Annotated in this window: 14 protein-coding genes; 5 read left to right on the plus strand and 9 right to left on the minus strand. The window is 70.3% G+C overall.

What is annotated here, in order from left to right; translation table 11 throughout:
* The first annotated feature begins 159 nt into the window (after positions 1–159).
* On the plus strand, positions 160–966 hold the full coding sequence (locus tag NQZ70_RS41355; protein WP_129579130.1) for a hypothetical protein: 807 nt from the start codon (positions 160–162) through the stop codon (positions 964–966).
* Positions 967–1,598: 632 nt separating this feature from the next.
* Here NQZ70_RS41355 and NQZ70_RS41360 read toward each other — a convergent pair.
* The 6 genes from NQZ70_RS41360 to NQZ70_RS41385 form a co-directional block, all read right to left on the minus strand.
* Complete coding sequence (locus tag NQZ70_RS41360) at positions 1,599–2,456, minus strand: VCBS repeat-containing protein (RefSeq protein ID WP_237244519.1); 858 nt, start codon at positions 2,454–2,456, stop codon at positions 1,599–1,601.
* A 600-nt stretch (positions 2,457–3,056) separates the two neighbouring features.
* Complete coding sequence (locus NQZ70_RS41365; protein WP_257792745.1) at positions 3,057–3,191, minus strand: hypothetical protein; 135 nt, start codon at positions 3,189–3,191, stop codon at positions 3,057–3,059.
* Entirely contained in the window at positions 3,191–4,651 is a 1,461-nt protein-coding gene (locus NQZ70_RS41370; protein ID WP_165374420.1) for a PEGA domain-containing protein, read from the minus strand. Before NQZ70_RS41370 ends, NQZ70_RS41365 begins: the two co-directional genes overlap by 1 nt.
* 48 nt (positions 4,652–4,699) lie before the next feature.
* A complete protein-coding gene (locus NQZ70_RS41375) occupies positions 4,700–5,191 on the minus strand; it encodes a hypothetical protein (RefSeq protein WP_129579133.1) in 492 nt (163 codons plus the stop codon).
* Complete coding sequence (locus NQZ70_RS41380) at positions 5,188–8,904, minus strand: hypothetical protein (protein WP_129579134.1); 3,717 nt, start codon at positions 8,902–8,904, stop codon at positions 5,188–5,190. The genes NQZ70_RS41375 and NQZ70_RS41380 overlap by 4 nt, the downstream gene beginning before the upstream one ends.
* Positions 8,901–10,892, minus strand: coding sequence for a CHAT domain-containing protein (locus NQZ70_RS41385; RefSeq protein ID WP_129579135.1), 1,992 nt, complete (start codon positions 10,890–10,892; stop codon positions 8,901–8,903). Before NQZ70_RS41385 ends, NQZ70_RS41380 begins: the two co-directional genes overlap by 4 nt.
* Positions 10,893–11,176: 284 nt before the next feature.
* Between NQZ70_RS41385 and NQZ70_RS41390 the strand changes: the two genes are divergently transcribed.
* The 3 genes from NQZ70_RS41390 (at position 11,177) to NQZ70_RS41400 (ending at position 17,937) form a co-directional block, all read left to right on the plus strand.
* Positions 11,177–12,631: a PEGA domain-containing protein gene (locus NQZ70_RS41390; protein WP_129579136.1), complete on the plus strand. Its 1,455-nt coding sequence runs from the start codon at positions 11,177–11,179 to the stop codon at positions 12,629–12,631.
* A gap of 701 nt (positions 12,632–13,332) precedes the next feature.
* Entirely contained in the window at positions 13,333–15,438 is a 2,106-nt protein-coding gene (locus NQZ70_RS41395; protein WP_237244520.1) for a VCBS repeat-containing protein, read from the plus strand.
* 804 nt (positions 15,439–16,242) lie between these two features.
* Positions 16,243–17,937 carry an adenylate/guanylate cyclase domain-containing protein gene (locus tag NQZ70_RS41400; protein ID WP_237244521.1) on the plus strand — a complete coding sequence of 565 codons (1,695 nt, stop codon included), beginning with the start codon at positions 16,243–16,245 and terminating at the stop codon, positions 17,935–17,937.
* Between the two features lie 16 nt (positions 17,938–17,953).
* Here the strand turns inward: NQZ70_RS41400 and NQZ70_RS41405 are convergent, their stop codons facing one another.
* The 3 genes from NQZ70_RS41405 to NQZ70_RS41415 form a co-directional block, all read right to left on the minus strand.
* Positions 17,954–19,327, minus strand: a complete 1,374-nt coding sequence (locus NQZ70_RS41405; protein WP_129579138.1) for a family 16 glycosylhydrolase — start codon at positions 19,325–19,327, stop codon at positions 17,954–17,956.
* 238 nt (positions 19,328–19,565) lie between these two features.
* On the minus strand, positions 19,566–20,561 hold the full coding sequence (locus NQZ70_RS41410) for a phosphotransferase enzyme family protein (RefSeq protein ID WP_129579139.1): 996 nt from the start codon (positions 20,559–20,561) through the stop codon (positions 19,566–19,568).
* Positions 20,562–20,573: 12 nt separating this feature from the next.
* The gene (locus NQZ70_RS41415) at positions 20,574–21,920 is read right to left on the minus strand and encodes an MFS transporter (RefSeq protein ID WP_129579140.1); all 1,347 of its coding nucleotides are present in this window, start codon (positions 21,918–21,920) and stop codon (positions 20,574–20,576) included.
* A gap of 12 nt (positions 21,921–21,932) precedes the next feature.
* Between NQZ70_RS41415 and NQZ70_RS41420 the strand changes: the two genes are divergently transcribed.
* Complete coding sequence (locus NQZ70_RS41420; RefSeq protein ID WP_237244522.1) at positions 21,933–22,757, plus strand: glycosyltransferase family 2 protein; 825 nt, start codon at positions 21,933–21,935, stop codon at positions 22,755–22,757.
* The last annotated feature ends 20 nt before the right edge of the window (positions 22,758–22,777 follow it).

Consider the following 22,777-nt stretch of genomic DNA (forward strand, 5'->3'; position numbering starts at 1 on the left):
GCCTCCTCCCTCGTGCCTCCACCGGGCGACCGGATTCGGTCTACTCAACCGCCGGCAACTCGGATAGCGTGCCATCATCCGGCAATAACCCGCAGCTCGCTTCTCTTGGCCGCCGGTGCCTCACGGGGCGAGCGAACCACGCCATTTACGGAGGGGACCTTGCGCAATCTCACGATAGGAGACCTGAAGCTCGCGCTGCGCGACCTGCTCGACGAGAGGGTCGAGGAGCTGCGGCTCTCGGCCACGGGCAGGCTGTACGAGCCGCGGCTCCGGGCGAGGCAGAAGGAGATCGAGGCGATCCCCGAGGCCGCGGGCACGCAGGCGCCGCTCGCCCGGGAGCTCTCGGAGGCGGACGTCCGGCACGACGGAATTGGGGCGGCGATCTTCTTCCTCTGCAAGGCCGTCGAGGCGCATCCCTCGGTGGCGCCGGAGGTGAAGGCGGCGGCGGCCGGAGCGCAGCAGGCGTTCGTGCCGAGGCTCGACGTGCTGCGCGCGCCGTATGCGGACGAGGCGTCGGCGGCGCTCGACAACCGGCCCGAGCTGACCCGGCTCAAGGCGGAGCTGAAGGCCGTGGCCACGCCGGGTGGGGGGAGCCTGCACGAGTGGGTCAAGGCGTTCGTCAGCGCCGGGGACGAGATCGACAAGCTGCTGCGCAGGCGCGCGACGCTGCTCGCGACCGGGGAGAACGCCGCGGCGACCGGGCCGCTCCGGGGCGCGGTGGTGGGGCTGCTGGGGCGGTTCAGGGAGGCGCTGAGGGACGAGATCCAGGAAGAGGGCAGCAAGCTGCCGGCGGACCATGAGGCGCGGCTGTTCGCGTACGTCGACAAGCTGAACGCCGACCGGGAGCGGGCGGCACGGGCGCGGGCGGCGCCAGCGGCGGGTGGTCCTGCGGCGCCCGGCGAGCCCGCGGCGCCGGTTGAGCCGGCGCCGGCGGAGCCGGTCGTGGTCAACGATCCGGAATTGTAACAAGCATCACATATACGATATGGGCGGGGCCTGCGCGGCAGACACCTGCCCATGTCCCGACATGCCCGCCGCTTGCCCGGTGAGGCACCCGCCCATGTCCGACATGCCCGTCGCCTGCTCGGCCGGGCGCCCTCCCATGTCTCGACATGCCCGCCGCTCGCCCGGCGAGGCCCCGCCCATGTCCCGACATGCCCGTCGCTTGCTCGGCCGGGCGCCCTCCCATATCTCGACATGCCGCCCGTCTGCTCGGCCAGGCGCCCTCCCATGTTTCGACATGCCCGTCCATCTTCACGGCCAGGTACTTGTCCATGTCCGCACATCCCCGCAGCTTGCAATCGGCGGGGATCGCGACTCGTACAAATCCATGAAAGGTCGTGTCTCACAATCGAAGAGGTACCGTGTCCGAGGTGGCGACCGCCGTCACCTGAGACTGGATGAGGTCGAGTTGTGCGCTGAACGCTTCCTACATCGTTGGTTTTTCCTACGCCTCAGGCTGGGAGCTTTCGACCAATGGCCGTGCAGGGCCATGGGGAGTTCTGCCGGGACGCGCTGGTAACGAGCCGGCACAAGCAACCCGCGGCAAGCCGGGCGTCGCGTGGCGCATGAAATGAACTGCCCGAAGCGTGGCGGCGCTATGGGATGCAAACGTTGGGGAGCACACGCACGCTGTCGTCGCCACCGTTCGCGACGGCAAGGTCGGGCTTGCCATCGCCGTTCAGATCCGCAGCCGCAACCGAGTTAGGGGCAGCACCCGTTGGGTAGTCGAGCTTGGGGTCGAAGGTACCGTCGCCGTCGTTGAGCAGCACGCTCACGCTGGCGTGGTCGCGGTTCGCGACGGCGAGGTCTGGCTTACTGTCGCCGTTCAGGTCCGCGGCCGCAACCGAGACAGGACGATCGCCCGCAAGGTAGTCGACCTTGGGCGCGAAGTTGCCGCCGCCGTCGTTGAGCAGCACGCTCACGGTGCCGCTGTCGGAGTTCGCGACGGCGAGGTCGGACTTGCCGTCGCCGTTCAGGTCCGCGGCCGTAACCGAGACAGGACGATCGCCCGTTGGGTAGTCGACCTTGGGGGCGAAGGTGCCGTCGCCGTGGTTGAGCACCACGTTCACGCTGTCGCCGAAGCCGTTCGCGACGGCGAGGTCGGGCTTGCCGTCGCCGTTCAGGTCCGCGGCCGCAACCGAGACAGGACGATCGCCCGTGGGGTAGTCCACCTTGGGGGCGAAGGTGCCGTCGCCGTCGTTGAGCAGCACGCTCACGCTGGCGCTATTATAGTTCGCGACGGCGAGGTCAGGCTTGCCGTCGCCGTTCAGGTCCGCGGCCGCAACCGAGGAAGGGCCGTTGCTTGTTGGGTAGTCGAGTTTGGGTGCGAAGGTGCCGTTGCCGTTGTTGAGCAGCACGCTCACGGTGGCGCTAGTATAGTTCGCGACGGCGAGGTCGGGCTTGCCGTCGCCGTTCAGGTCCGCGGCCGCAACCGAGGCGGGATCGACACCCACAGGGAAGGCCGGCGTTTCGGCAAACCCAGGTCTCTCACAGATGCAACTTCCATTACCGCAGCTCTCTCCCGACCCACAAATCACGGGATCGCTGGTCTTGCACGCAGCGGTGGTTGGATCGCAACCAACGCAGGGATCGCAGACAGGACCGTTGCGCTGCCAACTCCCGTTCATGTCGCAGTACTGTGGAATGTCTCCCGAGCACTTCAAGTCCCCCGGCGCACAGGTCTGCACGCAGTCACCGCCCGAGCAATGAAACCATTGAGTCGAATCGCACGGATCACGGATGCGTTCCCATCGCCCATTCTCGTCGCACGCTTGGGGCGTGAGGCCCTGACACCGCTTACCCCCAGGAGCGCAATCACCCGTGCACACGCCGTCGATGCACGTCTGACCAACGCACGGACCCTCTCGGGCGTCCTGCCATTCCCCCGCTGTGCAGATCTGGGGCTGCTGGCCGCTGCACTGCCTGGCGCCATCGTCGCACACGGGGACGCACTCGCCGCCCCAGCATCTCTGACTAGCGCACGGGTCCGCTGACACGTTCCGCCATTGTCCCGACGTGCAGACCTGGGGCCAATCGCCCTTGCACTGCCTGGCTCATTCGTCACACACGGCGAACTTGAACTCGCCGACACCCAGCACACCGTTGCACGCCCACAGGACGAAGCTGACGAGAACCGCTCCCAGCACCCGGACACCGCTCGAGACCCCTCCTTTCTTCGACTGGCCCATCAGAACCTTCCTCTCACCTCGAAGCTCCCAAGCCCCACTCCCGCGCTCACGCTCGACCCTGCGCGCCGTTCACCGTCCCCGGGCCGCGTTAGCAGCAATACGGCCGTCCCTGCCGCCACCCCCAGCCCGCCCGCTACCAGGCCGACGGTAGCCGCCGTTCCCAGGGTAGCTGCAGCGCGCTGATTCCCTGCCTCGGTGGAGGGGCACTGTTTGTTCGGGCAACGGGCGTCAAGCTCATTGACCTTGTCGAGCGCCAGCCCTCCGGTCACGGCAAACACTCCGAGCCCCGCCACCCCCACGCTATAGGCCAATCCGACGCCGATCTTCCTGTTCCTTGCGGCGCGTGCCGCGGCGTGCGCCGCGGCCGCGAGGTCCGGCTGCCGCTCAAGCAATACGGCCAGCTCCCGCTGCTTGCGCCGCTCGAGCTGCACCGTTTGCTTCGCCGGGAAGAACCCACCCGCGTTCACCTCGATCACATGCTCCCCCAGCGGGAGCCGCCCCTCCCACGGCGCTATACCGACCACCCGCGCATCGATCCTCACCGTGGCCCCCGCCGGCGTTGATTCGACCCGCAGCGACGCATCTTGCTCCTCCGCCCCCAGAACCACCCGGGTCTCCTCGTACAGCCTCACCGACGCCGCCGCGACGCTCGATACCACCTTCGCCCCCTCCGTTGCTGCCGTCGCGGGCGCCTCGCACGCGGCCAGCGCCTCCACCCCCATGAACCCGTGCAATCGCACCTTGTGCTCGCCGAGGTCCACCAGCCCCTGCCAGGGCGTCACCCCGACATCTTTGCCGTCCAGCTCCACGCGAAGCACCCAGTTGTGCTTCTCGTTCACCACGAGCCGCCCTTTCCTCGACGCCGCCACGAGCTGCGCGACGTTCTCCTGTCCGGCCTTGACCTCCAAGGTCATCTTTAGCGGCTCGAACCCTTCTTTCTCCACGCGGACGGCCCGTCTGCCCGCGCTCACCCGCAGCGGCTTCTCCAGGGGCAGCTTGCCGCGCAGGCGATCGTCGACGAACAGCGACGCTCCGGCCGGCGCATCTCCCGCCACCACCAGCGTCCCCACGAGGCCCGAGAGCTCCGCCATGTCCGCCGCCACCATCGCCTCTATCTTCGCCGGCAGCTTCGGGTACTCGCGGCGCATCTCCTCGTACTGCTCCAGCGCGTCGTCGTACTGGCCGAGCTGCTTGAGGCACGAGGCGATGTAGCCCATCGTGTTCCGATTCTTCTTGAGCCAGAGCGATCTGCGAAACGCCTCCAGCGCCTCGCGGTACTCCCGCATGTCGAAGCGCGCGACGCCCTCTTCGAAGTGCGCGCGAGCCTCGGCCTCCTCGCTGGAGACAGCCGCCTGCGGTGCCTTTCCCGGCGGCGCAGGGGGCGCCGCCCTCGCGCCGGCGTCAAACAGCATCAGCGCGAGGATCCAGCCAGCCAGCGTTCTCGAATGAAGTGGACGCACCAATCCTTCCCTCCTCCCGATCATCCCGCCGTCACGACACCCGTCACATCATCCGTCGTCGAAGCCGCCGAAGCGCGCCGGTCTCTTCGGCGCCTTCGGGGCCGGCCTCGGCGGCAGGGCCTCGTTCAGGTCAATCACGGGCGGGGAGGGCTGGTTCTCCTGAATCAGCACCGGCTTCTCCGCCGCCTTGGCGCCCTTCCACACACGCACCCAGCGCTGGTCGCCGACCTTGCCGACGATATCGATCGCCCCATCCCGACGATAGGCCGTCTGGCCGTCCACCTCCACCAGGGCGTCACCCGGAACCACGAGGAGGGGCACCCGGCGCTCGACCGGCCCGAGGACGGCCATCCCGGTGCGAGCCGCCGCCCTGGGCACCGCGACCTCGGCCGCGCTCGACACCGCCGGCACGCCGCCGTCGCCGTCCGGCGCGCCACCGTCGGCGCCCGACAACGGTCGTTCGCAAGCGACAAGGCACATCGCCGCCGCCGCGACGATCGCCCCCCCGCGCTGCACGCGCCCCCCGCTCCTCCCGCTCATGGCCCCTCCTGCCCCCTCCCCAAGAACGGTGTCCTCGAATGCTCGCGCTCGCACGCCGCATACCGCTCCGACGCTCTGTCCGGCGCCTCGCCGAGATGGAGCACCCGCAAGCTCGCGGGAAGGCAATCCACATTGCTCGACAGGAGTCCCCGCCGGAGCTCGTCGGCGTCGATCGTGAAGGTGCGGGTCGTGTTGTCGGCCGCGACCGTGAAGAGCCGCTTCCCGCCGTCGAGGAAGGCCATCGCGAGGATCGCCGCCTGCGTGTCGAGCAGGACAGGATCGCTCATCCCGGGGCGCTCCCACGCCGCGCGGCTCCACAGGAGGACGTCGCCCTGCCGCAACGAGACGGCGATCCGGTCGCCGCCAGGGCTCCAGATCGCCTGGAGGACCGCGACGCCCCGATCGAGGGACGCCGCGACCGCGCCGCTCCGCGCGTCCCAGACCTGGACGGTGCCGTCCTCGGAGCCGGTGGCGATCCAGGCCCCGTCGGGGCTCCACGTCGCGCTGTACACGGCGCCCCCGTGGCCCTTGAAGGCCACGATCTCCTGGGCGGCCGACGCCAGCCACACGCGCGCCGTGTGATCCATGGATGTGGTGACGATGCGCTGCGCGTCCGGGCTCCACGCGGCCGAGGTGAGACCGTCGGTGTGCCCGGACAGCACCCGTGCGCCCCCCCACGCGCCGTTCACGGAGACGATGCGCGCGGTCCGGTCGTCCGATACCGTGACGAGGAGCGTTCCACCCGGGCTCCACGCGGCGGCGCGCACTGCAGCCGTATGGCCCAGGATCGACACGGGATCTCCCGTGCCGTCCACGCGGACGATGCGCGTCACCCCGTCGAAGCCAGCCGCGGCGAGGCGCGCGCCGTCAGGGCTCAACGCCGCGCCAGCGATCCATGCGCTCTGCTGCGCGAGCACGACGCGCTCTCCGGTGCCGTCGGCGCGCCACACGCGCGCGGCGCGGTCGTCGTACGCGGAGGCGACGAGCTCGGCGCCGCGGCCGACAAACGCAGAATGGTAGAACGCAGGGCGCTCGCGCGGCAACAATTCAAGCATCGTCGGGCGCCAGATCCGCACCGTGCTGTCCCGCGAAGGGACCCCGACCTGCGGCGCCGCGGCCGTGAGCACGCGCGCTCCATCCGGGCTCCACGCGGCCGACAACACAGGAGCATCGTGCCCGGCGAGGACGAGATCCTTGCCCCCCTCCGACGGCCAGAGGCGCGCGGTGTGATCGAGCGAGGCCGTGGCGACATACCTGCCGTCCGGCCGGAAGGCCACGAAGGTGACGGCGCGGCCGTGGCCCGCGAGGACGATCGGCTCTCCGGCGCCGTCGGCTCTCCAGATCCGGGCCGTCTTGTCGGCCGACGCGGTGGCGACGCGCGCGCCGTCCCGGCTCCACGCGGCGAAGAGGACGCTGCCCTGGTGGCCCTCGAGAACCACCGGTTTCCCCTTGCCCGAAGCGTCGAAGATCCGGGCCGTGCCGTCGCTCCACGCGGTCAGGACGCGGGTCCCATCCGGGCTCGGCACGGCAAACAGAGCACTGGCCTCCGGCCCTCTCAAGATCACCGGCTTCCCGGCACCGTCGGGCGCCCAGACGCGCGCTGTCCCGTCGTCCGACGCGGTGAGCACGCGCGCCCCGTCATCGAAGAAGACAGCCGCGTTCAACGCTCCCGCGTGGCCCCTCAGCTCGACCACACCGCCGCCGTCGACGCCGTGGATGCGCGCAACATGGTCGGCCGAGGCGGTCACGACGCGGCCTCCGTCGGGGCTCCACGCAGCGCGGCGCACAGGCCCGCCCCCAGCATCGAGCACCGCGATCAGGTTGCCGCCGGCGCCCCAGAGGCGCGCTGTCCCGTCCTCCGAGGCGGTGAGCACGCGCTTGTCGTCGGGGCTGAACGCGAGCGTGTTGATCGGCCCCCCATGCCCGGTGAACACGACAGGATCGCCTGTTCCGCCGGCGTTCCAGAGCCTCGCCGTCCCGTCGTCGGACGCGGACAGGACCCACTGGCCATCATGGCTCCACACGGCCGCGCGGAGCGGCTGCTCGTGACCACGGAGCGTGACGAAGAGCGCGTTCTGGCCGAGCGCGTCGCTCGCCAGCGCGATCCAGCCGCGCGCTGTCTCGGGCCTCTTCACCTCCGGCAAGAGCTTGATGCCCCACGCCATCTGACCGCCGTTCTTGAGCTCGCGAAAGCCCGCGAGAAGGCGCGCGTCGGAGGCCTCGATCTCCTTGTTCCTGGCGTTCGCCTCGGCCGCCTGGGCGTCGCTCATCGCGGCCTGGGCCCTCGCCCGCTGGCCGTAGGCATAGAGGACCAGCACCACGGCGCCGGCGGCCACCGCGACCGCCACGAAGGCCACGGTCGCGAAGAAGCGCCGCTGCGCGCGCGCCTTCCGGAGCCGCCTCTCCGCCTCGCTGCGCTCGCGCGCGAGCTCCCTCACCTGCTCCTCTTCGCGGCGGCGCTGCGCTTCCTCGAGCTCACGCTGCTGCCGCGCCTCGGACACCCTGCGCGCCAGCCAGTCGTGGCCGATCTCGAAATACCGGCTGCCCTGGTGCTCCTCGGCGTGGAGAATCGCGGCACCCTCGAGCGCCTTGAGGATCGGGCCGAGCTCCGCGGCCGGAAAGAGCCGGAGCAGCTCCTTCTCGGTGCGCAGCGTGCGGCTGCCGTCCGCCGTGACGAGGTGATCTTCTAAAAGGCGCCGCGCCGCCGCGCTGAGCGCGCCGAGATCGTCGAGCGTCGCCTCCAGATATCGACGCAGGATCGGCTCAGCCTCGACGGCCTCCTGTTGCGCGGCGTCGCCGCCCTGCGCCCGCTGCTGGAACAGCGCCCGGCAGACGATCTGCGCGTATGCGGCCTGCGCCTCGGCCTCGTCCGACTCGGCCTGACCGGGCATGCGCACCTGCAGCAGGAGCGTGCGCATCGGCTCGAGCTCCCAGGTCTGCGGCGGCTGTCCGCCGGCCGCGGCCTTGCAAACCGCCTCGGAGAGCTCGGCCACGGTGAGCGGACCGACCCGGAAGCCGTGGCTCAACAGCCGGCGGTGCTCGCGCAGCCGATCGCGGAAGCGGCCCAGGTAATCCTCGCGGAGCAACAGCACCGCGCGCAGGCCGCGGAGCGGCGTGTCCACGAGGCGATTCAAGGCGGCGAAGAACGCCTCCACCTCGGTCGTGCTCCGGCTCGGGTAAAGGAGCTGCTCGATCTGATCGAGGTACAGGAGCACGATCCGGGGCGACTTGCGCCCGGCGCGCTGCGCGGCCGACAGCAAGGCCTCTTCGGCCGGCAGGTCGGCCGGCCGCTCGCCGAACGAGAGCGCGGTGTAGACCGCGTCCGCGAGCCATTGTGTGGGCTCCTTGTTCTCGGGCCAGGCGTCGATCCGCACGACGCGGATGCGCTGCGTGTCGACGAGCGACGGGATCACCGACGCTTGCATGAGCGATGATTTGCCCGCGCCGGACGGCCCGTAGACGGTCACGCAGCGGTTGGCGAGGACGCTCGCCTCGAGGCGGTACGAGAGCTCTTCGCGGCCGTGGAATCGCTCCCGATCGGCGGCGCGGTACGGCTGCGGGCCGGGAAAGGGGTTCGGTGCGGTGAAGATGCCGGTGCGCTCCGCGTCCGCGCCCGAGGGCCGGCCGATGCTGGGCACGGCCAGGCTGCTGGGCGCTTCGTCCGCCGACGCTTCGTCCGCCGGCGCGCCTTCCGGCGGCGTGCTCTCGCTCATGGCCCCTCGTCGGGGGAAAACGCATCGAGCTGCGGTACGAGCTCTGGATCCTCGATGACCGAGGCGATGCGCCCGCCGCCCGGGAGGCCGCAGCCGCCCTCCCAGATCTCGGGCTCGCTGGGGTCGGTGTCCGGCGTCAAGATCGCCAGGCTGTCGCTCGGCGGCTGCCGTTGATCGTAGAGCCAGCGCAGCAGCATGCGATGGCGAAAGTCGAGCGCCGAGAGCCCGACGAAGAGGCCTGGCAGAACGCGCGGCCGCGCGAGCAGCTCCTCCATCCACACCGGCGGGTCGAACCCGATGGCCCCGAGGAGACCGTGGATGTGATCGTCCTCGGTGAGCACCGGGTGGGAGAAGATGGGGCGGGGGCCGGCCGAGTATCCCCCGTAAAGGCGCAGGATCACGATATCGCTGTCGAGGTCGAACCGCTTCGGCAGGACGGGCTCCATCTTCCACGCGGCGGCGCCGGCGGCGCGCTTCACCACGAGCGGCTTGCCGCTCGCGCCCAGCAGCGAGGGCTGGATGGCGAACACGCTCCGCTCCGGGTGCGTTTCGGCGATGGCGCGCTCCATGTGCGGCCGCCAGAGGAGGGTCATGTGGACGCCGGGGCCGACGAAGCGCGCGAGCGCCCGGGCGAGCGGCGGGGTCGGCACCTCGAGGGAGGTCGTGAGCGCTTGCTGGAAGAGCACGTGCAAGCTCTCCTGCCCGAACTTGAGCGCGCACCGCTGCGTGAGCGCGCTCAGCGAGAGGGCCTCGGGGGCGGTGTCGCCGCTCTCCTTCATGAACGAGAGGAGCTCGGTCCTCAGGGCGGCGCGGTCCTCCTCGAGATCGCCGAGCACCATCGTGAACGGCGTCTCGAGCAGGCTTTGCAGCGCGGGCGAGAGGCCCCGCGAGCTGCGCCGCGATCGCTGTTTGGAGACGCGCCGATCGCTGAAGTCGAAGATGGCCGAGCCGGTGCCGCGCAGGAAGAGGACGGGAGAGAACGCCTCGGCGCTCTGGGCGAGCAGCGTCCTGCGCGCGGCGGCCACGCTGGCGCCGATGTCGCCGAGGCCGCGCTCCGAGCCGGTGAGCGACCGGTAGACCTCGGACGAGCAGAGGCGCGCCACGTCCGCCTTCACCGGCCAGAGGTGGGCCACCACCGCGTCGGCGCCGGCGCTCGCGAGGATCTCGGCGGCGCTGCCGAAGGCGCCTGCCTTGGCGCCCTCGCACGCCTCGAGGATCACGAGGCGCAGCTCCTCGGAGAAGCTCGCGGAGAGCTCGCGCCCCAGGGCCTCGGCGGTGATCCATACCTCCTCGCCGTCCTCGTCGTCGGCCACGCGCAGTACTGGCTTGCCGGAGAGATCCACGCCGCCGTGGCCGAGCCAGTGCAGCACGTGCGGGGTCTTTCCGCGCCGCAGCCGGTCGAAGAGGGCTTGAGCGCCGATGTGCGGGCCGGCGATCGGATCCAGCCACTCCACCTCACCGGCTTCGATGGATGACGCGAGGGCCTCTTTGAGAACGACGAGGCTCCGCTCGTCCCTGCCGGGCGCGATCGCCAGCACGCGAACGGCGCCGAGGACGTCGCGCGGCTCCCAGGGGTCGGGCGACGTCACGCCGCGCGCCAGGAGGATCTTCGGGTCGGTCCCGAGGAAGCCTTCCGTCGTGCCCGGCCGGCAAACGGCCTCCCAGGGGATCCCGAGGAGCGCGCGGTCGCGCAGGAAGAGCCGCACGAGGAGCGGGGTGTCTTTCGATGCCTCGCGGAGCCTCGCCAGCACGTCGCGGAGGTCGTCCTTGAGCAATTCGCCGTAGAGCGCCTGGGCTTCCTTGACGACGGCGGGATCGAGCGCCCGGCCGCCGCGAACCGCCCTGCCGACCTTGCTGGCGAGGCTTTGCAGCGCATCCATGCCCAGCTCGGGCGAAAGCGTGTGCGCCGGAGGGCGCTCTCCGCGGCTCCCGCGCGCGCTCACGCGCACGCCCTGCGCGCCGGCGTCGACCTCGATCTCGATCCACATGGGTTACTCAAATAGAGAGGTGCAGGATAGTGGATGAACATCGTACCCGCGGCGGCCGTGACCCTGTCAAGAACATGACGGCGCGGCGTGACCGCGCGAGGCGGCGGAGCCGCGTGGGCGCGAGCGGTTACGCCGGCCAGAGGATTGCGTCGCACGTCAAAAGGCCAAACCGGACGGACGCTTCAGCGAATTCGCGGTCCGCTTGACGGGCTTCGAGCCGCCTCGTCTACTGGGCGGCTTCCGGGGTAAGAGGAATGATCATGCGTCGCTTTCCTGCAAGAGTCATGGCTGGATGGATCCTCGCGCTGGCGCTCCTCGGCGCAAAGGCGGGGGCGGAGCCGCCGGAGGATACGGCTCAGTCCGACATGTCCGGCGACGAGGCCGCCGCCCGCGCCCACTTCGAGAAGGGCGTGGCGCGCTTCGACAAGCGGGAGTACCGCGAGGCGCTCGAGGAGTTCCGCAAGTCGCTCGGGCACAAGAAGACCCGCAATGCAATGGGTTACGTGGCCTCGTGCCTCAAGCAGCTCGGGCAGTACGACGACGCGCTGGAGCAATACGAGACGATGCGCCGCGAGTACCCGAAGCTTCCTCCCAGGACGGAAGCGATGGTGGCGGCGGACATGGCGGAGCTCGCGGGCCTCGTGGGGACGCTGGTGTTGAGGGGCGACGTGCCGGCGGGGGCGTCGCTGCTCGTCGACGATCGCTTCCGGGGCAGGCTGCCGCTGGACAAGCCGCTGCGGCTGAGCGTGGGGAGCCGGGCGGTGCGCGTGGAGAAGGAGGGGTTCGCGCCGATCACGAGGACGGTGGAGGTCCAGGGTGGAAGAGAGAACGTGGTCGAGCTCGTGGCGAAGTCGAGGAAGGGGCGGCTCCGGGTGAGCGAGAGGCACAACTGGCCGCTGGCGATCGAGATCGACGGGAAGGCGACGGGGGCGGTGACGCCGTGGGAGGGGCTCCTGGATCCCGGAGAGCACACGGTGAGGCTGCGCGGGTTTCTGGACGAGGAGGCGCTGCTTGCGTGCGAGGTGCCCGGGGCAAAGCCCGGAGAGAAGCGGGAGGCGGCGCGACAAGGCGCGAAGATGGAGTCGGGGGTGGAGACGGTGAGCGTGCGGCTGTACGACGTGGCCGAGGTGATGCTCGGGGCGGAGGACCGGGACGCTTCGTTGAAGGTCGAGTCCGTGCCCAGGGGAGCGACGCTGTGGATCGATGGCAAGGAGGCGGGGCAGACGCCGTGGGAGGGGCGCCTACCGCTGGGGGATCACAGGATCGATGTCCGGGCGGAGGGGTACATCGGAGTAAGACAAGACGTGAAGCTCGAGCGGCGCAAGCAGCGGGAGGTGACCGTGGCGCTGGACAGGGTGCCGCAGGAGCCGGGGTTCTGGACGGCGGAGTTCTGGACGGCGAGGAAGGTGGGGGCGACGGCCGCCTACGGGGCGGGCGTGCTGGGGCTGGGGGTGTTCGCTGTGAGCGGCGCGCTGGCATTGAACACGAGCGCCGACCTGAAAGAAGCGTGCCCGGGTGGCCTCTGTCCGCGCGACAGGGCCGGGCAGAAGGAGCGAGCGCATGCGCTCGGGGTCACGGCGCTCGCCGGGCTGATCGCGGGAGGAGCCGGAGCCGTCACCGGGACGGTCGTGCTGCTCACGGTTCACCCCAAAGGAGAGGAGCGGCGGGTGCGAACGGCAGCGACGGCGTGGAAGGTGGGCCTCGGGCCTCTCGGATTTTCGGTGGGGGGGAGCTTCTGATGGGCGCGGCGAAGAGCAGGATCGCGAAGGTTTTGGCGGCGCTGGTGGTGCTCTTGTTCTGGAGTGTTTGTGGTTTGAGCTGCGATGGATTGCTGGGGATCGACAATCTCGAGATCGCGTGCTCCCCCAATGACTTGAAGTGCGACGGGATAACGCCCTTGAGATGCAATACCGGCGGCGTGTGGGAGAGCCAGCCAGCGTGCGAAGAAGGATGTCAGTACGGGAGGTGCACCTGTACATCGAGCGAGAAAGGGTGCTCGGCGAGCCAGCAGACCTGCGTGGCGGGCCTGTGTGAGGGAGTCTGCGGTCCCGGGGACAAGCACTGCGATGGCCAGCAGCCACAGCGCTGCGACGCGTCGGGGAGCTGGCAGGACGCGCCAGGGGGCTTGTGCGTGGACCAGACGTGCAAGGACGGCGAGTGCGTGGGCCATTGCGCGCCGGGGAAGCGGTGCATGGGGCTGACACCCGAGGTATGCAACGACAATGGGCAATGGGAGCCGGGAAAGACATGCGACTCGTACTCCGGATTTCATTGCTCAGGCGGTGACTGCGTACAGACGTGCACACCGGGAGACTTCCAGTGTTCCGGGAATATCCCGCTGGTCTGCGATGCGAATGGGAGCTGGCAGAACAACGGCCCTGTCTGCGATCCCTGTGTCGGCTGTGACCCAACCACCGCTGCATGCAAGACCAGCGACCCCGTGATTTGTGATTTGGGAGAGAGCTGCGGCAACGGAACCTGTATCTGTGGGAAGCCCGGGTTCGGCGGCAAGCTGTCTTTTTCTGTCGGTGATTCGCCTTTCTTGGTGGTGGCCGCGGACCTGAATGGCGACGGAAAGCACGACCTCGCCGTCGCGGACTCCAACGGCGACAGCGTGAGCGTGCTGCTCAACCACGGCGACGGCACCTTCGCTCCCAAGGTCGACTACCTCACGGGCGCTAGGCCCGTCTCGGTTGCTGCCGCGGACCTGAACGGTGACGGCACGCACGACCTCGCCGTCGCGAACTCCAACGGCGGCAGCGTGAGCGTGCTGCTCAACCACGGTGACGGCACATTCGCCCCCAAGCTCGACTACCCCGCGGGCACCGGGACCAGTTCAGTTGCGGCCGAGGACCTGAACGGTGACGGAAAGCACGACCTCGCCGTCGCGAAAGCTGGCAGCGTGAGCGTGCTGCTCAACAACGGCGACGGCACATTCGCCCCCAAGCTCGACTACTCCTCGGGCACTATGCCCATCTCGGTTGCGGCCGCGGATCTGAACGGCGACGGAAAGCACGACCTCGCCGTCGCGAATTCCGACAGCAACACGGTGAGCGTGCTGCTCAACAACGGCGACGGCACCTTTGCCCCCAACGTTGACTACCTCACGGCCGATTTCCCCGCCTCGGTTGCGGCCGCGGACCTGAACGGCGATGCCAAGCCCGACCTCGCCGTCGTGAGCGTCTTCCGCGAGACCTTGAGCGTGCTGCTCAACAACGGCAACGGGACCTTTGTCCAAAAGGTCGACTATCCAATGGGTGGTGCCCCCCGTTCGGTTGCGGCCGCGGACCTGAACGGCGACGGAAAGCACGACCTCATCGTCGCGAACGCTGATAGCGACAGTGTGAGTGTGCTGCGCAACAATGGCGACGGCACATTCGCCCCCAAGCTCGACTACCCTACGGGCAATACGCCAGTCTCGGTTGCGGCCGCGGATCTGAACGGCGACGGCAAGCCCGACCTCGCCGTCGCGAACTTCGACGGCAACAGCGTGAGCGTGCTGCGCAACAATGGCGACGGCACCTTCGACCTGGACTACCCAACAGGCAATGGGCCCATCTCGGTTGTGTCCGCGGACCTGAACAGCGACGGCAAATCCGACCTCGCCGTCGCGAACTCCGACAGCAACACGGTGAGCGTGCTGCTCAACAACGGCGACGGCACCTTCGCCCCCAACCTCGACTACCCCACGGGCACTACGCCCATCTCGGTTGCGGCCGCGGACCTGAACAGCGACGGCAAATCCGACGTCGCCGTCGCGAACTCCGACAGCAACACGGTGAGCGTGCTGCTCAACAACGGCGACGGCACCTTCGCCCCCAAGCTCGACTACCCCACGGGCACTACGCCCATCTCGGTTGTGGCCGCGGACCTGAACAGCGACGGCAAATCCGACCTCGCCGTCGCGAACTCCAACGGCGACAACGTGAGCGTGCTGCTCAACCACGGCGACGGCACCTTCGCCCCCAAGCTCGACTACCTCACGGGCACTAGGCCCGTCTCGGTTGCTGCCGCGGACCTGAACGGCGATAGCAAGCACGACCTCGCCGTCGCGAACTCCGACAGCAACACGGTGAGCATGCTGCTCAACAACGGCGACGGCACCTTCGCCCCCAAGCTCGACTACCCCACGCGTGATCACCCCTTCTCGGTTGCGGCCGCGGACCTGAACGACGACAGCAAGCCCGACCTCGCCATCGCGAACTACGACAGCGGCAGCGTGAGCGTGCTATTCAACAACGGCGACGGCACCTTCGCCCCCTGGCTCGACTACCCCACGGGCAATGTCCCCGTCTCGGTTGCGGCCGCGGACCTGAACGGCGACGGTAAGCACGACCTCGCCGTCGTGAACAATGGTAGCGGCAGCGTGAGCGTACTGCTCAACAACGGCAACGGCACCTTCGCGCCCAAGCTTGACTACCCCACGAGCACGACGCCCGTCTCGGTTGCGGTCGCGGACCTGAACGGCGACGGTAAGCACGACCTCGCCGTCGCGAACTTCGACAGCAACAGCGTGAGCGTTCTACGCAATATCTGCATCCCATAGTGCCGTCACGCTTTGGGAACGCCCCTGGCTCCACTCGACGCGAGGATCGACCCTGCCCCCATGTCCCGATATGTCCGCCCCCTGCCCGTCCCGGCCAGGCCTCCGCCGATGTCCCCACACGCCCGATGCTGCGCCCGCTCCAACGCAGCGTCGCTCGTCACCCCCTCGCGAGCAGCCGCGCGAGCTCCCCGCGCGGCTGCCGCGCCGAGCGCCGGCGAGACCTGCCCCGCCTTCCGGTGCAGGTTGTCCGCGACCCGCATCGTGAAGCGCGCCGGATCCCAGCTGAAGCACCGGTCCTCGAACGCATTTCGGCAGAACCTCGCCGCGAGCTAAGGCGATCCGCTCCGCCGCATCCACGAGCGCCTCCCGCACCTCCGCGCCGAACGGCCGCGCCTCGCGGTAGCCCGCCACCGCGGCGACGAAGACCTCCAGATCGAGGCGCGCTTCGGTCGAGCTCTCTCCGACAGGGATGCACCACGACCGCCATGCGTCGCCGTCGCCCTACCTCGATCGACCGCTGCGCGAGCGCGATCTCTGCGCCTTCGACGAGGACGACGCGTACTCGCAGCCCATCGCGTTGGCGTGCTCCGGCTACCTTGGCGATCTCGGCTCGCTCAGAGCGTTCACAGATGTACTTACGCGCACGGGGCGGCACAACACGGCGCGGTCGTCGGCCTTGTCGCCGACGACACCGATCGTGCGGCGGTGTCCCCATGTGCCAGTGACCGCCTCCCCGGCCGAAGCGCTGTCACCCGGCCGAAGCGCTGTCCACCGGGAGCGGACTTTGCTTTGATGCAGCCCTTCATGTTCCGCCTCGGCACCGTTCGCGCCAAGCTCACCGTCCTCGTCGCGCTCTCTTCGCTCGCGACCCTCGCGGCCCTCCCCGTGCTGTCCTGGGTGATGCACCGGCAGCTCCTCGCGCAGATCAGCGAGCGCGTCCCCCAGGCGATCCGCAACTTCCGCCTCGAGCTCCGGCAGCAGCAGCGCTCCATCTCGACGAGCGCGCGCCAGGCCTCTCGTACGCGCGAGCTGGTCGACGGGCTCCGGCTTCGCGACGACGCGGCCGTGGGGACCGCGCTCGAGGCCGTCATCGCCGCTCATCCCAACGTCGCCATCGCCGCCTTCGACGAGCTCGGCGACCTGGTCGCCGCGCGAGGGCTCGACGCGCCGCCGGCGAGCACGGACGAGGTCCCCGGGCTCGCCGCGGGCCTCTCGAACCTCGACGAGATGGAGGACCTGCGGGACGTGCTCGTCCACGGGTGCGACGGACAGCAAGGCGCGCCGCCCGCGTACATGGTCGCCCAGCGCGCGAGGAGCGACGCCGGAGCGCTGCTCGCCTGCATCCCCATCGACCACACCTACTTCGACGAAGCGGCGGCGAAGCTCGGCGTGGAGATCGCGCTCGTCGATCCGTCGGGCAAGCGGATCACGGGCACGGCACGCTTCCCGACCGGGCTGCTCCACGGCGCCTCCATCGGCGACGAGACCCACCCCACGATCGTCGAGGATGCCAGCTCGCTGTGGGCCCTCTCCCGCTTCGCGCCCCGATCGCTGCGGGGCAAGGCCGGCGATTTCTCGATCGTCATGGCGCTCGACGTGAGCGACGTCCGGAAGATCGTGCGCCAGAACCTGATGCTCGCGGCCGGCGTGCTCACCCTCGCGGCGCTCGTCTCGCTGATCCTCGGCGCGCGCCTCGCGAGCACGATGTCGCGCGCGCTCTCCCGCGTGAACGTCGCCCTCAAGCAGCTCGAGCAACAGCAGTACGTCCACGTGGAGGGGGTGAAGACCGGCGACGAGCTGGAGGACCTCGCGGCCGGCTTCAACTCGATGGTCGACGGCCTCAAGGAGCGCGACAAGCTCCGCAGCACCTTCGGCAAGTACATGACCGAGTCCGTGCTCGAGCACCTGCTCGCCGGCAAAGTTCAGCTCGGCGGCGAGACGCTCACCGTCTCGATCCTCTTCTCCGATATCCGGAGCTTCACGACCATCAGCGAGCGGATGAACGCCCATGAGCTCGTGGGGCTCCTGAACGAGTATTTCACCGAGATGGTGGCCATCATCCTCGACGAGGGCGGGGTCGTCGACAAGTACATCGGCGACGCGATCATGGCGGTGTTCGGCGCGCCCGTCCCCAGGCCGGACGACGCCGTGCGCGCCGTGCGCGCCGCCATCCGCATGCGCGCCGCGCTCACGCGCTTCAACGAGCGCCTCGCCGAGCGGGGCACCCCGGCGCTCAAGACCGGTGTCGGGATCCACACCGGCGAGGTCGTCGCGGGGAACATCGGCAGCGAAGCGCGGATGGAGTACACGGTCATCGGCGACGCCGTGAACCTCGCCTCGCGCCTGGAGAGCGCGACAAAGGAGCTCGGCGTGAGCGTCCTCCTCAGCGAGGACACGCACCGCCTCGTGAAGGATCGCTTCGACACGCGCCCCGTCAGCGAAATCACGGTCAAAGGCCGCGTGCAGCCGGTGATGACCTACGCCGTGGCGGACCTGTGACGGCAGCGCTGGGCCGTCAGAGGCGGATCAGCTCGACGCTATCCATGTGGATGAAGTTGGCCGGGTTGCCGGTGGTGGCCTTCGTGTGGAAGCCGAACTCCAGGTAACCCCCGGTGACATGGATGGCCGGCGTCTCGACCTGCGTCCAGGCCCCATAGTTCCCGATCGTCGTGTACGTGGGCGAGCACGAGCCGCACGTCTTGGCCTGGAGCCGGCTGAAATCGTAGCTGCCGCCTTTCTTCACCCACGCTCGGACCTTGTAGTCGCCCGCCGCGAGCCCAGAGCGCGTCTGGTACGTCCACACCTCGAACGGAGAGCCATTGGTCCAGTGGGTGAGGTGGTAAGAGCCGGACTGCGCGCCGTTGTACGTCTCGCTGAAGCCCGCTGCCCCGGTGCCGTTCGGGCTCCAGTTGGTCCAGCCGGTCATCCCGGACTCGAAGCTCGGGTTGGTGAGCGAGATGCCGCTCGAGCCGCCGCCGCCGCCCTGCTGGTACCATCGCACCCACTCGACCTCCATGGTCTTCGTGGTGCCCGACGGCAGATCGATGCTCGCGGGGCTCGGGTTGCCGTACCAGTTGCCGCCGATGGCGAGGTTCAAGAGGATGTAGTGGTTCTGCTGGAACTCCGCCTCGTTGTGGTAGTACGTGTTGTTGGCCACGATGCTGCCGTCGAGCCTGAAGATCATGCTGCTCGACGACCACTCGACCTCGTAGACGTGGAAGGAGTCGGCGAGGCTCGCGCCGCGGTTCGCCCCGGTCCCCCAGTCCGCCTGTCCACCGCTCCACCAGTGGGCCGCGGACTGCATCCAGGTGGGCTCGGTGGATCTCCATTCGAGGATGTCGATCTCGCCCGAGCGAGGCCACGCGTTGGCGCCGGAGTCGATGTTGGCGCCCAGCGTCCAGAACGCCGGCCACATCCCGTAGCCGGAGGGCACCTTGATGCTCGCGGAGATCTTGCCGTACCGCCGCTCGACCTTGCCCTTCGTGTGGATGCGACCGGAATAGAAGGAGCGCCCGCCGTACCCGGTACACTGGGGCGCGGCCGGGTTGTCGCTCGTGCGCTGCGCGGAGATGATCAGCCTGCCATCGCGGACCGCGACGTTCGCGGCGCGCGGGTACTCGAGCTCTCCGGTGCCAAAGTTGCAATTGTTGGTGACCGGATCGTAGTTGCTCGTGAGCACGTTCCAGTTGGCCGTGTTCAGGCTCGAACCGTCGAACTCGTCCGACCACACGAGGTTCCACCCCGCGCCGGGGCTGTAGGACACCTCGGCGAGCTCCTGGCTCGTCGTGTCCTCCGCGCCTCCTGGCGCGTCGGCCGCCGTGATGCACCCCGCGAGGGCGCCGAGGCAAGCCCAGGTCAGCAGCGCTGCGCAACCGTCTCTCCGATCCATGCGTCCTCCTCTGGTTTCCACGGCGACTCGCGTGCTTCGCTCGTGTCGCTGCGACTTGCAGCGTCCGTGCCGGTCCGTGGAGGTCAACAAATTCAATGGCGACCAACACCGAGGTCGGATCGACGCGGGAACGGGGTCGCGCGCGCGTGCTCGGGTGATCCGGGAGATCACCCCCGGGTGATCTGGGCGATCGCCGGGCGGTGCGGTCGAGGTCCGGGCCGATGGGCGCGGCCCCGTGTCACCCGCCCGCGAGCAGCCGCGCGATCTCCCCGCGCTGCCGCCGCGCCGAGCGCGCCAGCGCGAGCTGCCCCGCCGCCCGCTGGAGGTTGTGCGCGACCCGCGTCGGGAACCGCGCCGGGTCCCAGCCGAAGTACCGGTCCTCGAACGCGTCCCGGCAGAACCGCGCCGCGAGCTCCAGCGCGATCCGCTCCACCGCGTCCGCGAGCGCCTCCCGCTCCTCCGCGCCGAACGGCCGCACCGCGCGGTAGCCCGCCGCCGCGGCGGCGAACACCTCCAGATCGAACCGCGCGTCGGTCGCGTCCTCCCCGACCGGGTTGCACCACGATCGCCACGCGTCGCCGAGCTCCACGTCGATCGGCTGCAGCGCGAGCGTGTCCAGATCGAGCAGGCAGATCCCCTCCCCCGCCTCGGAGAAGCGCAGATTCGAGATCTTCAGGTCGCCGTGGCAGTGCCGCAGCGGCAGATCCAGCCGCCCCTGCCACGTGCGCCACGCGTCGAGGATCGCGTCCGCCTGCCGCCTCCCCTCCCCTCCGGTCGCCGCGCCGTCCAGCCGCTCCATGTGCAGCGCCGTGTCGTGCGCGCCCGCGCGCACATGGCGGTACGCGTGCTCGAGATCGTCCACCGCCCGGTGGAACCGCGCCACCAGCGCCCCCGCCGCGCGCGCCAGCGCGAGCGAGCCGACCCGGTGGTGCGTGCGGCCGGGGACGAAGTCCATCACCCGCCACACCGCGCCCGCGCCGTCCCGCGCCCAGAGCGCGCCGTCCTCCGCGCGCAGCAGCCGCGGCGTCGCGAGGCCCCGGCGCGCCAGGTGCGCGGTCACCGCCTCGATGTCGTCGTGGACCTCCGGGGCGAAGATCGGGCTCACCCGCTGCACCACGAACCGCGGCGGGCCACCGCCGGCCAGGCCGGCCAACCACGTTCCGTTGATGAGGCCCTCATCGTCGCAGCGGCCCACCGAGAGACCGCGCAGCGGCGCCCACACGTCCGGGATCATCGACTCGGCAAGCTACCTGCGCTCCGTCCCGTGCCGCAAGGAAAGCGCCTCCGGCTCCGCCGCGGCCTCCGCCGCGCCCTGCCCGCGCACCGCCGCGGCCCGCCGGCGCAGCATCCACTGCGACCCGAGCCACGCGACCACGCCGGCCCCGAGCCCCAGCCACGCCGCCACCCCGGGCACCCCGACCCGCTCGACGAGCATCGCCCCGCCGAGCGACGTCGCGCACAGCCCCACCGTGAGCACCAGGTTGTCGATCGCCGACAGCCGGCCGACGAAGCGGTCCGGCGACAGCCGCTGGATCTCCGCGCTCGACAGCACCCAGTTCGCGCCGCTGCCGAGCCCCCACACGAGCGCCACCGCGATCAGCGCCGCCGCGTGCCCCGTCACCGAGAACGCCGCGATCGCCGCGAACGTCATCCAGGCGGCCCCGGTCGCGGCGAGCTCGCCCCGCAGCCCGCGGCGGACCAGCGCGACGCCGACCAGCGGGCCGACCCCGGTCCCCGCGCCGCGCACGCACTGGAGCACCCCCAGCGTGAGCGCGGCCGTGCCCGCGAACGCGCGCTCCGCCGCGACAAGGTTCAGCAAGAGCAGCGCCCCGCCGTTGGCCAGGTGGACCGGCGTCTTCGCGAGCACCGCGTCGAGCAGCGGCGGCCGATCCCACGCGTGCTTCCACGCGAGCGCGATGTCCCGGCGCACCGACGCGAGCGCCGAGAGCACGCCGCCCTCCGCCGGCCGCCCCTCGGCCACCATCGGCGGCAGCCCCCAGAGGAACAGCGCCGACAGGCCGAACGACGCCGCGTCCAGGGCGAGCGCCGCCGCGGGGCCGAGCGACGCGATCAGGCCGCCGGCCGCCATCCCGACCGCGAACATCACGCTCCACGTCGCCGACGCGATCGCGTTCGCCTCGAGGAGCTCGTCCTCCTCCACCACGTGGCGCAAGACCGCGCTCTGCGCCGGCAGGCGCAGCGCCCCCACCGACGCGCGGGCGAAGACGAGCACCTGCACCGCCACCACGCTGCCCAGCACCGCGGCGCCGAGCATCGCGACCGTGAGCGCGCCCTGCACCACGCTCGTCGCGACCAGCAGCCACCGCCGATCGAGCCGGTCCGCGAGCACGCCCGCCACCGGCGCGAACAGCGCGTTCGGGAGGTGATGCCCGACCATCACCAGCGCGAGCGCCACGACCCCGCCCCCCTCGCCGCCCAGCGCGAGCAAGCTCACGGCGACGAAGCTCATCCAGTCGCCGAGGAGCGAGACGATCTCGCTCAGCCAGACGCGACGGAACTGGGGCCGGCGGCGGAGCAGGCTCGGGCGTGGCGACGCGGACGCAGCGGACGGATCGCGCCTGCCGCTGTTCATCCAGGGCACACCATGGTAATCGCGCTCTGCTTCATGCGGATCTGCGCCATCATTCCCGCCTACCAGGCCGAGCGCAACGTGGGGGACGTCACACGGGAGGCGCTCCGGGTCAACGGCCTGGGCGGCGCGGTCTTCGTCGTGGACGACGGCTCGAGCGACCGCACGGCCGAGCGCGCGCGCGCGGCCGGCGCCACCGTGCTCATCCACCCCGAGAACCAGGGCAAGGGCGCCGCCCTGCGCACCGGGATGGAGCTCGCCCTCGCCGCCGGCTTCGACGTGGCGATCACCATCGACGCCGACGGCCAGCACCCGCCCGAGGAGGCGCGGCGCCTCATCGAGGCCGACGCCGATCCCGAGGCGCTGGTCCTCGGCGTCCGGGATCTCGCGTCGGCCGGCGCGCCGCGCGCCAACCAGATCTCGAACCGCATCTCGAACTTCTTCCTCTCGCTCTTCGCCGGCCGCCCCTTCGCCGACACGCAGTGCGGCCTGCGCCGCTACCCGCTCCGGACGACGCTGTCGCTCGGCGCGCGCGACGACGGCTACGCATTCGAGGCGGAGATCCTCCTGCGCGCCGTCGCCGCCGACGTCCGCATCGTCGAGGTGCCGACCCGGGTCATCTACCCGCCCGAGGAGGAGCGGCTCACCCACTTCGACAGCGTGCGCGATCCGGCGCGGATCGTGGGCCGCGTGGTGGCGACGCTCGCGCTCACGCGCGGCCTCCGCCACGTGCCCGCCGCGCCGACGCCGCCCGCGGCCGCGCGCCGCTCCGCCGTGGCGAGCGCCCTCGCCGCCGAGATCGACCCCCACCCGTCGCAGCCGACGGCCGCGCCTCCCTGACCCGGGGCCAGCGCTCTGGA

It is taken from the genome of Sorangium sp. So ce836 (assembly GCF_028553905.1).
In the GTDB taxonomy this organism is placed as follows: Bacteria; Myxococcota_A; Polyangia; order Polyangiales; family Polyangiaceae; genus Sorangium; species Sorangium cellulosum_D.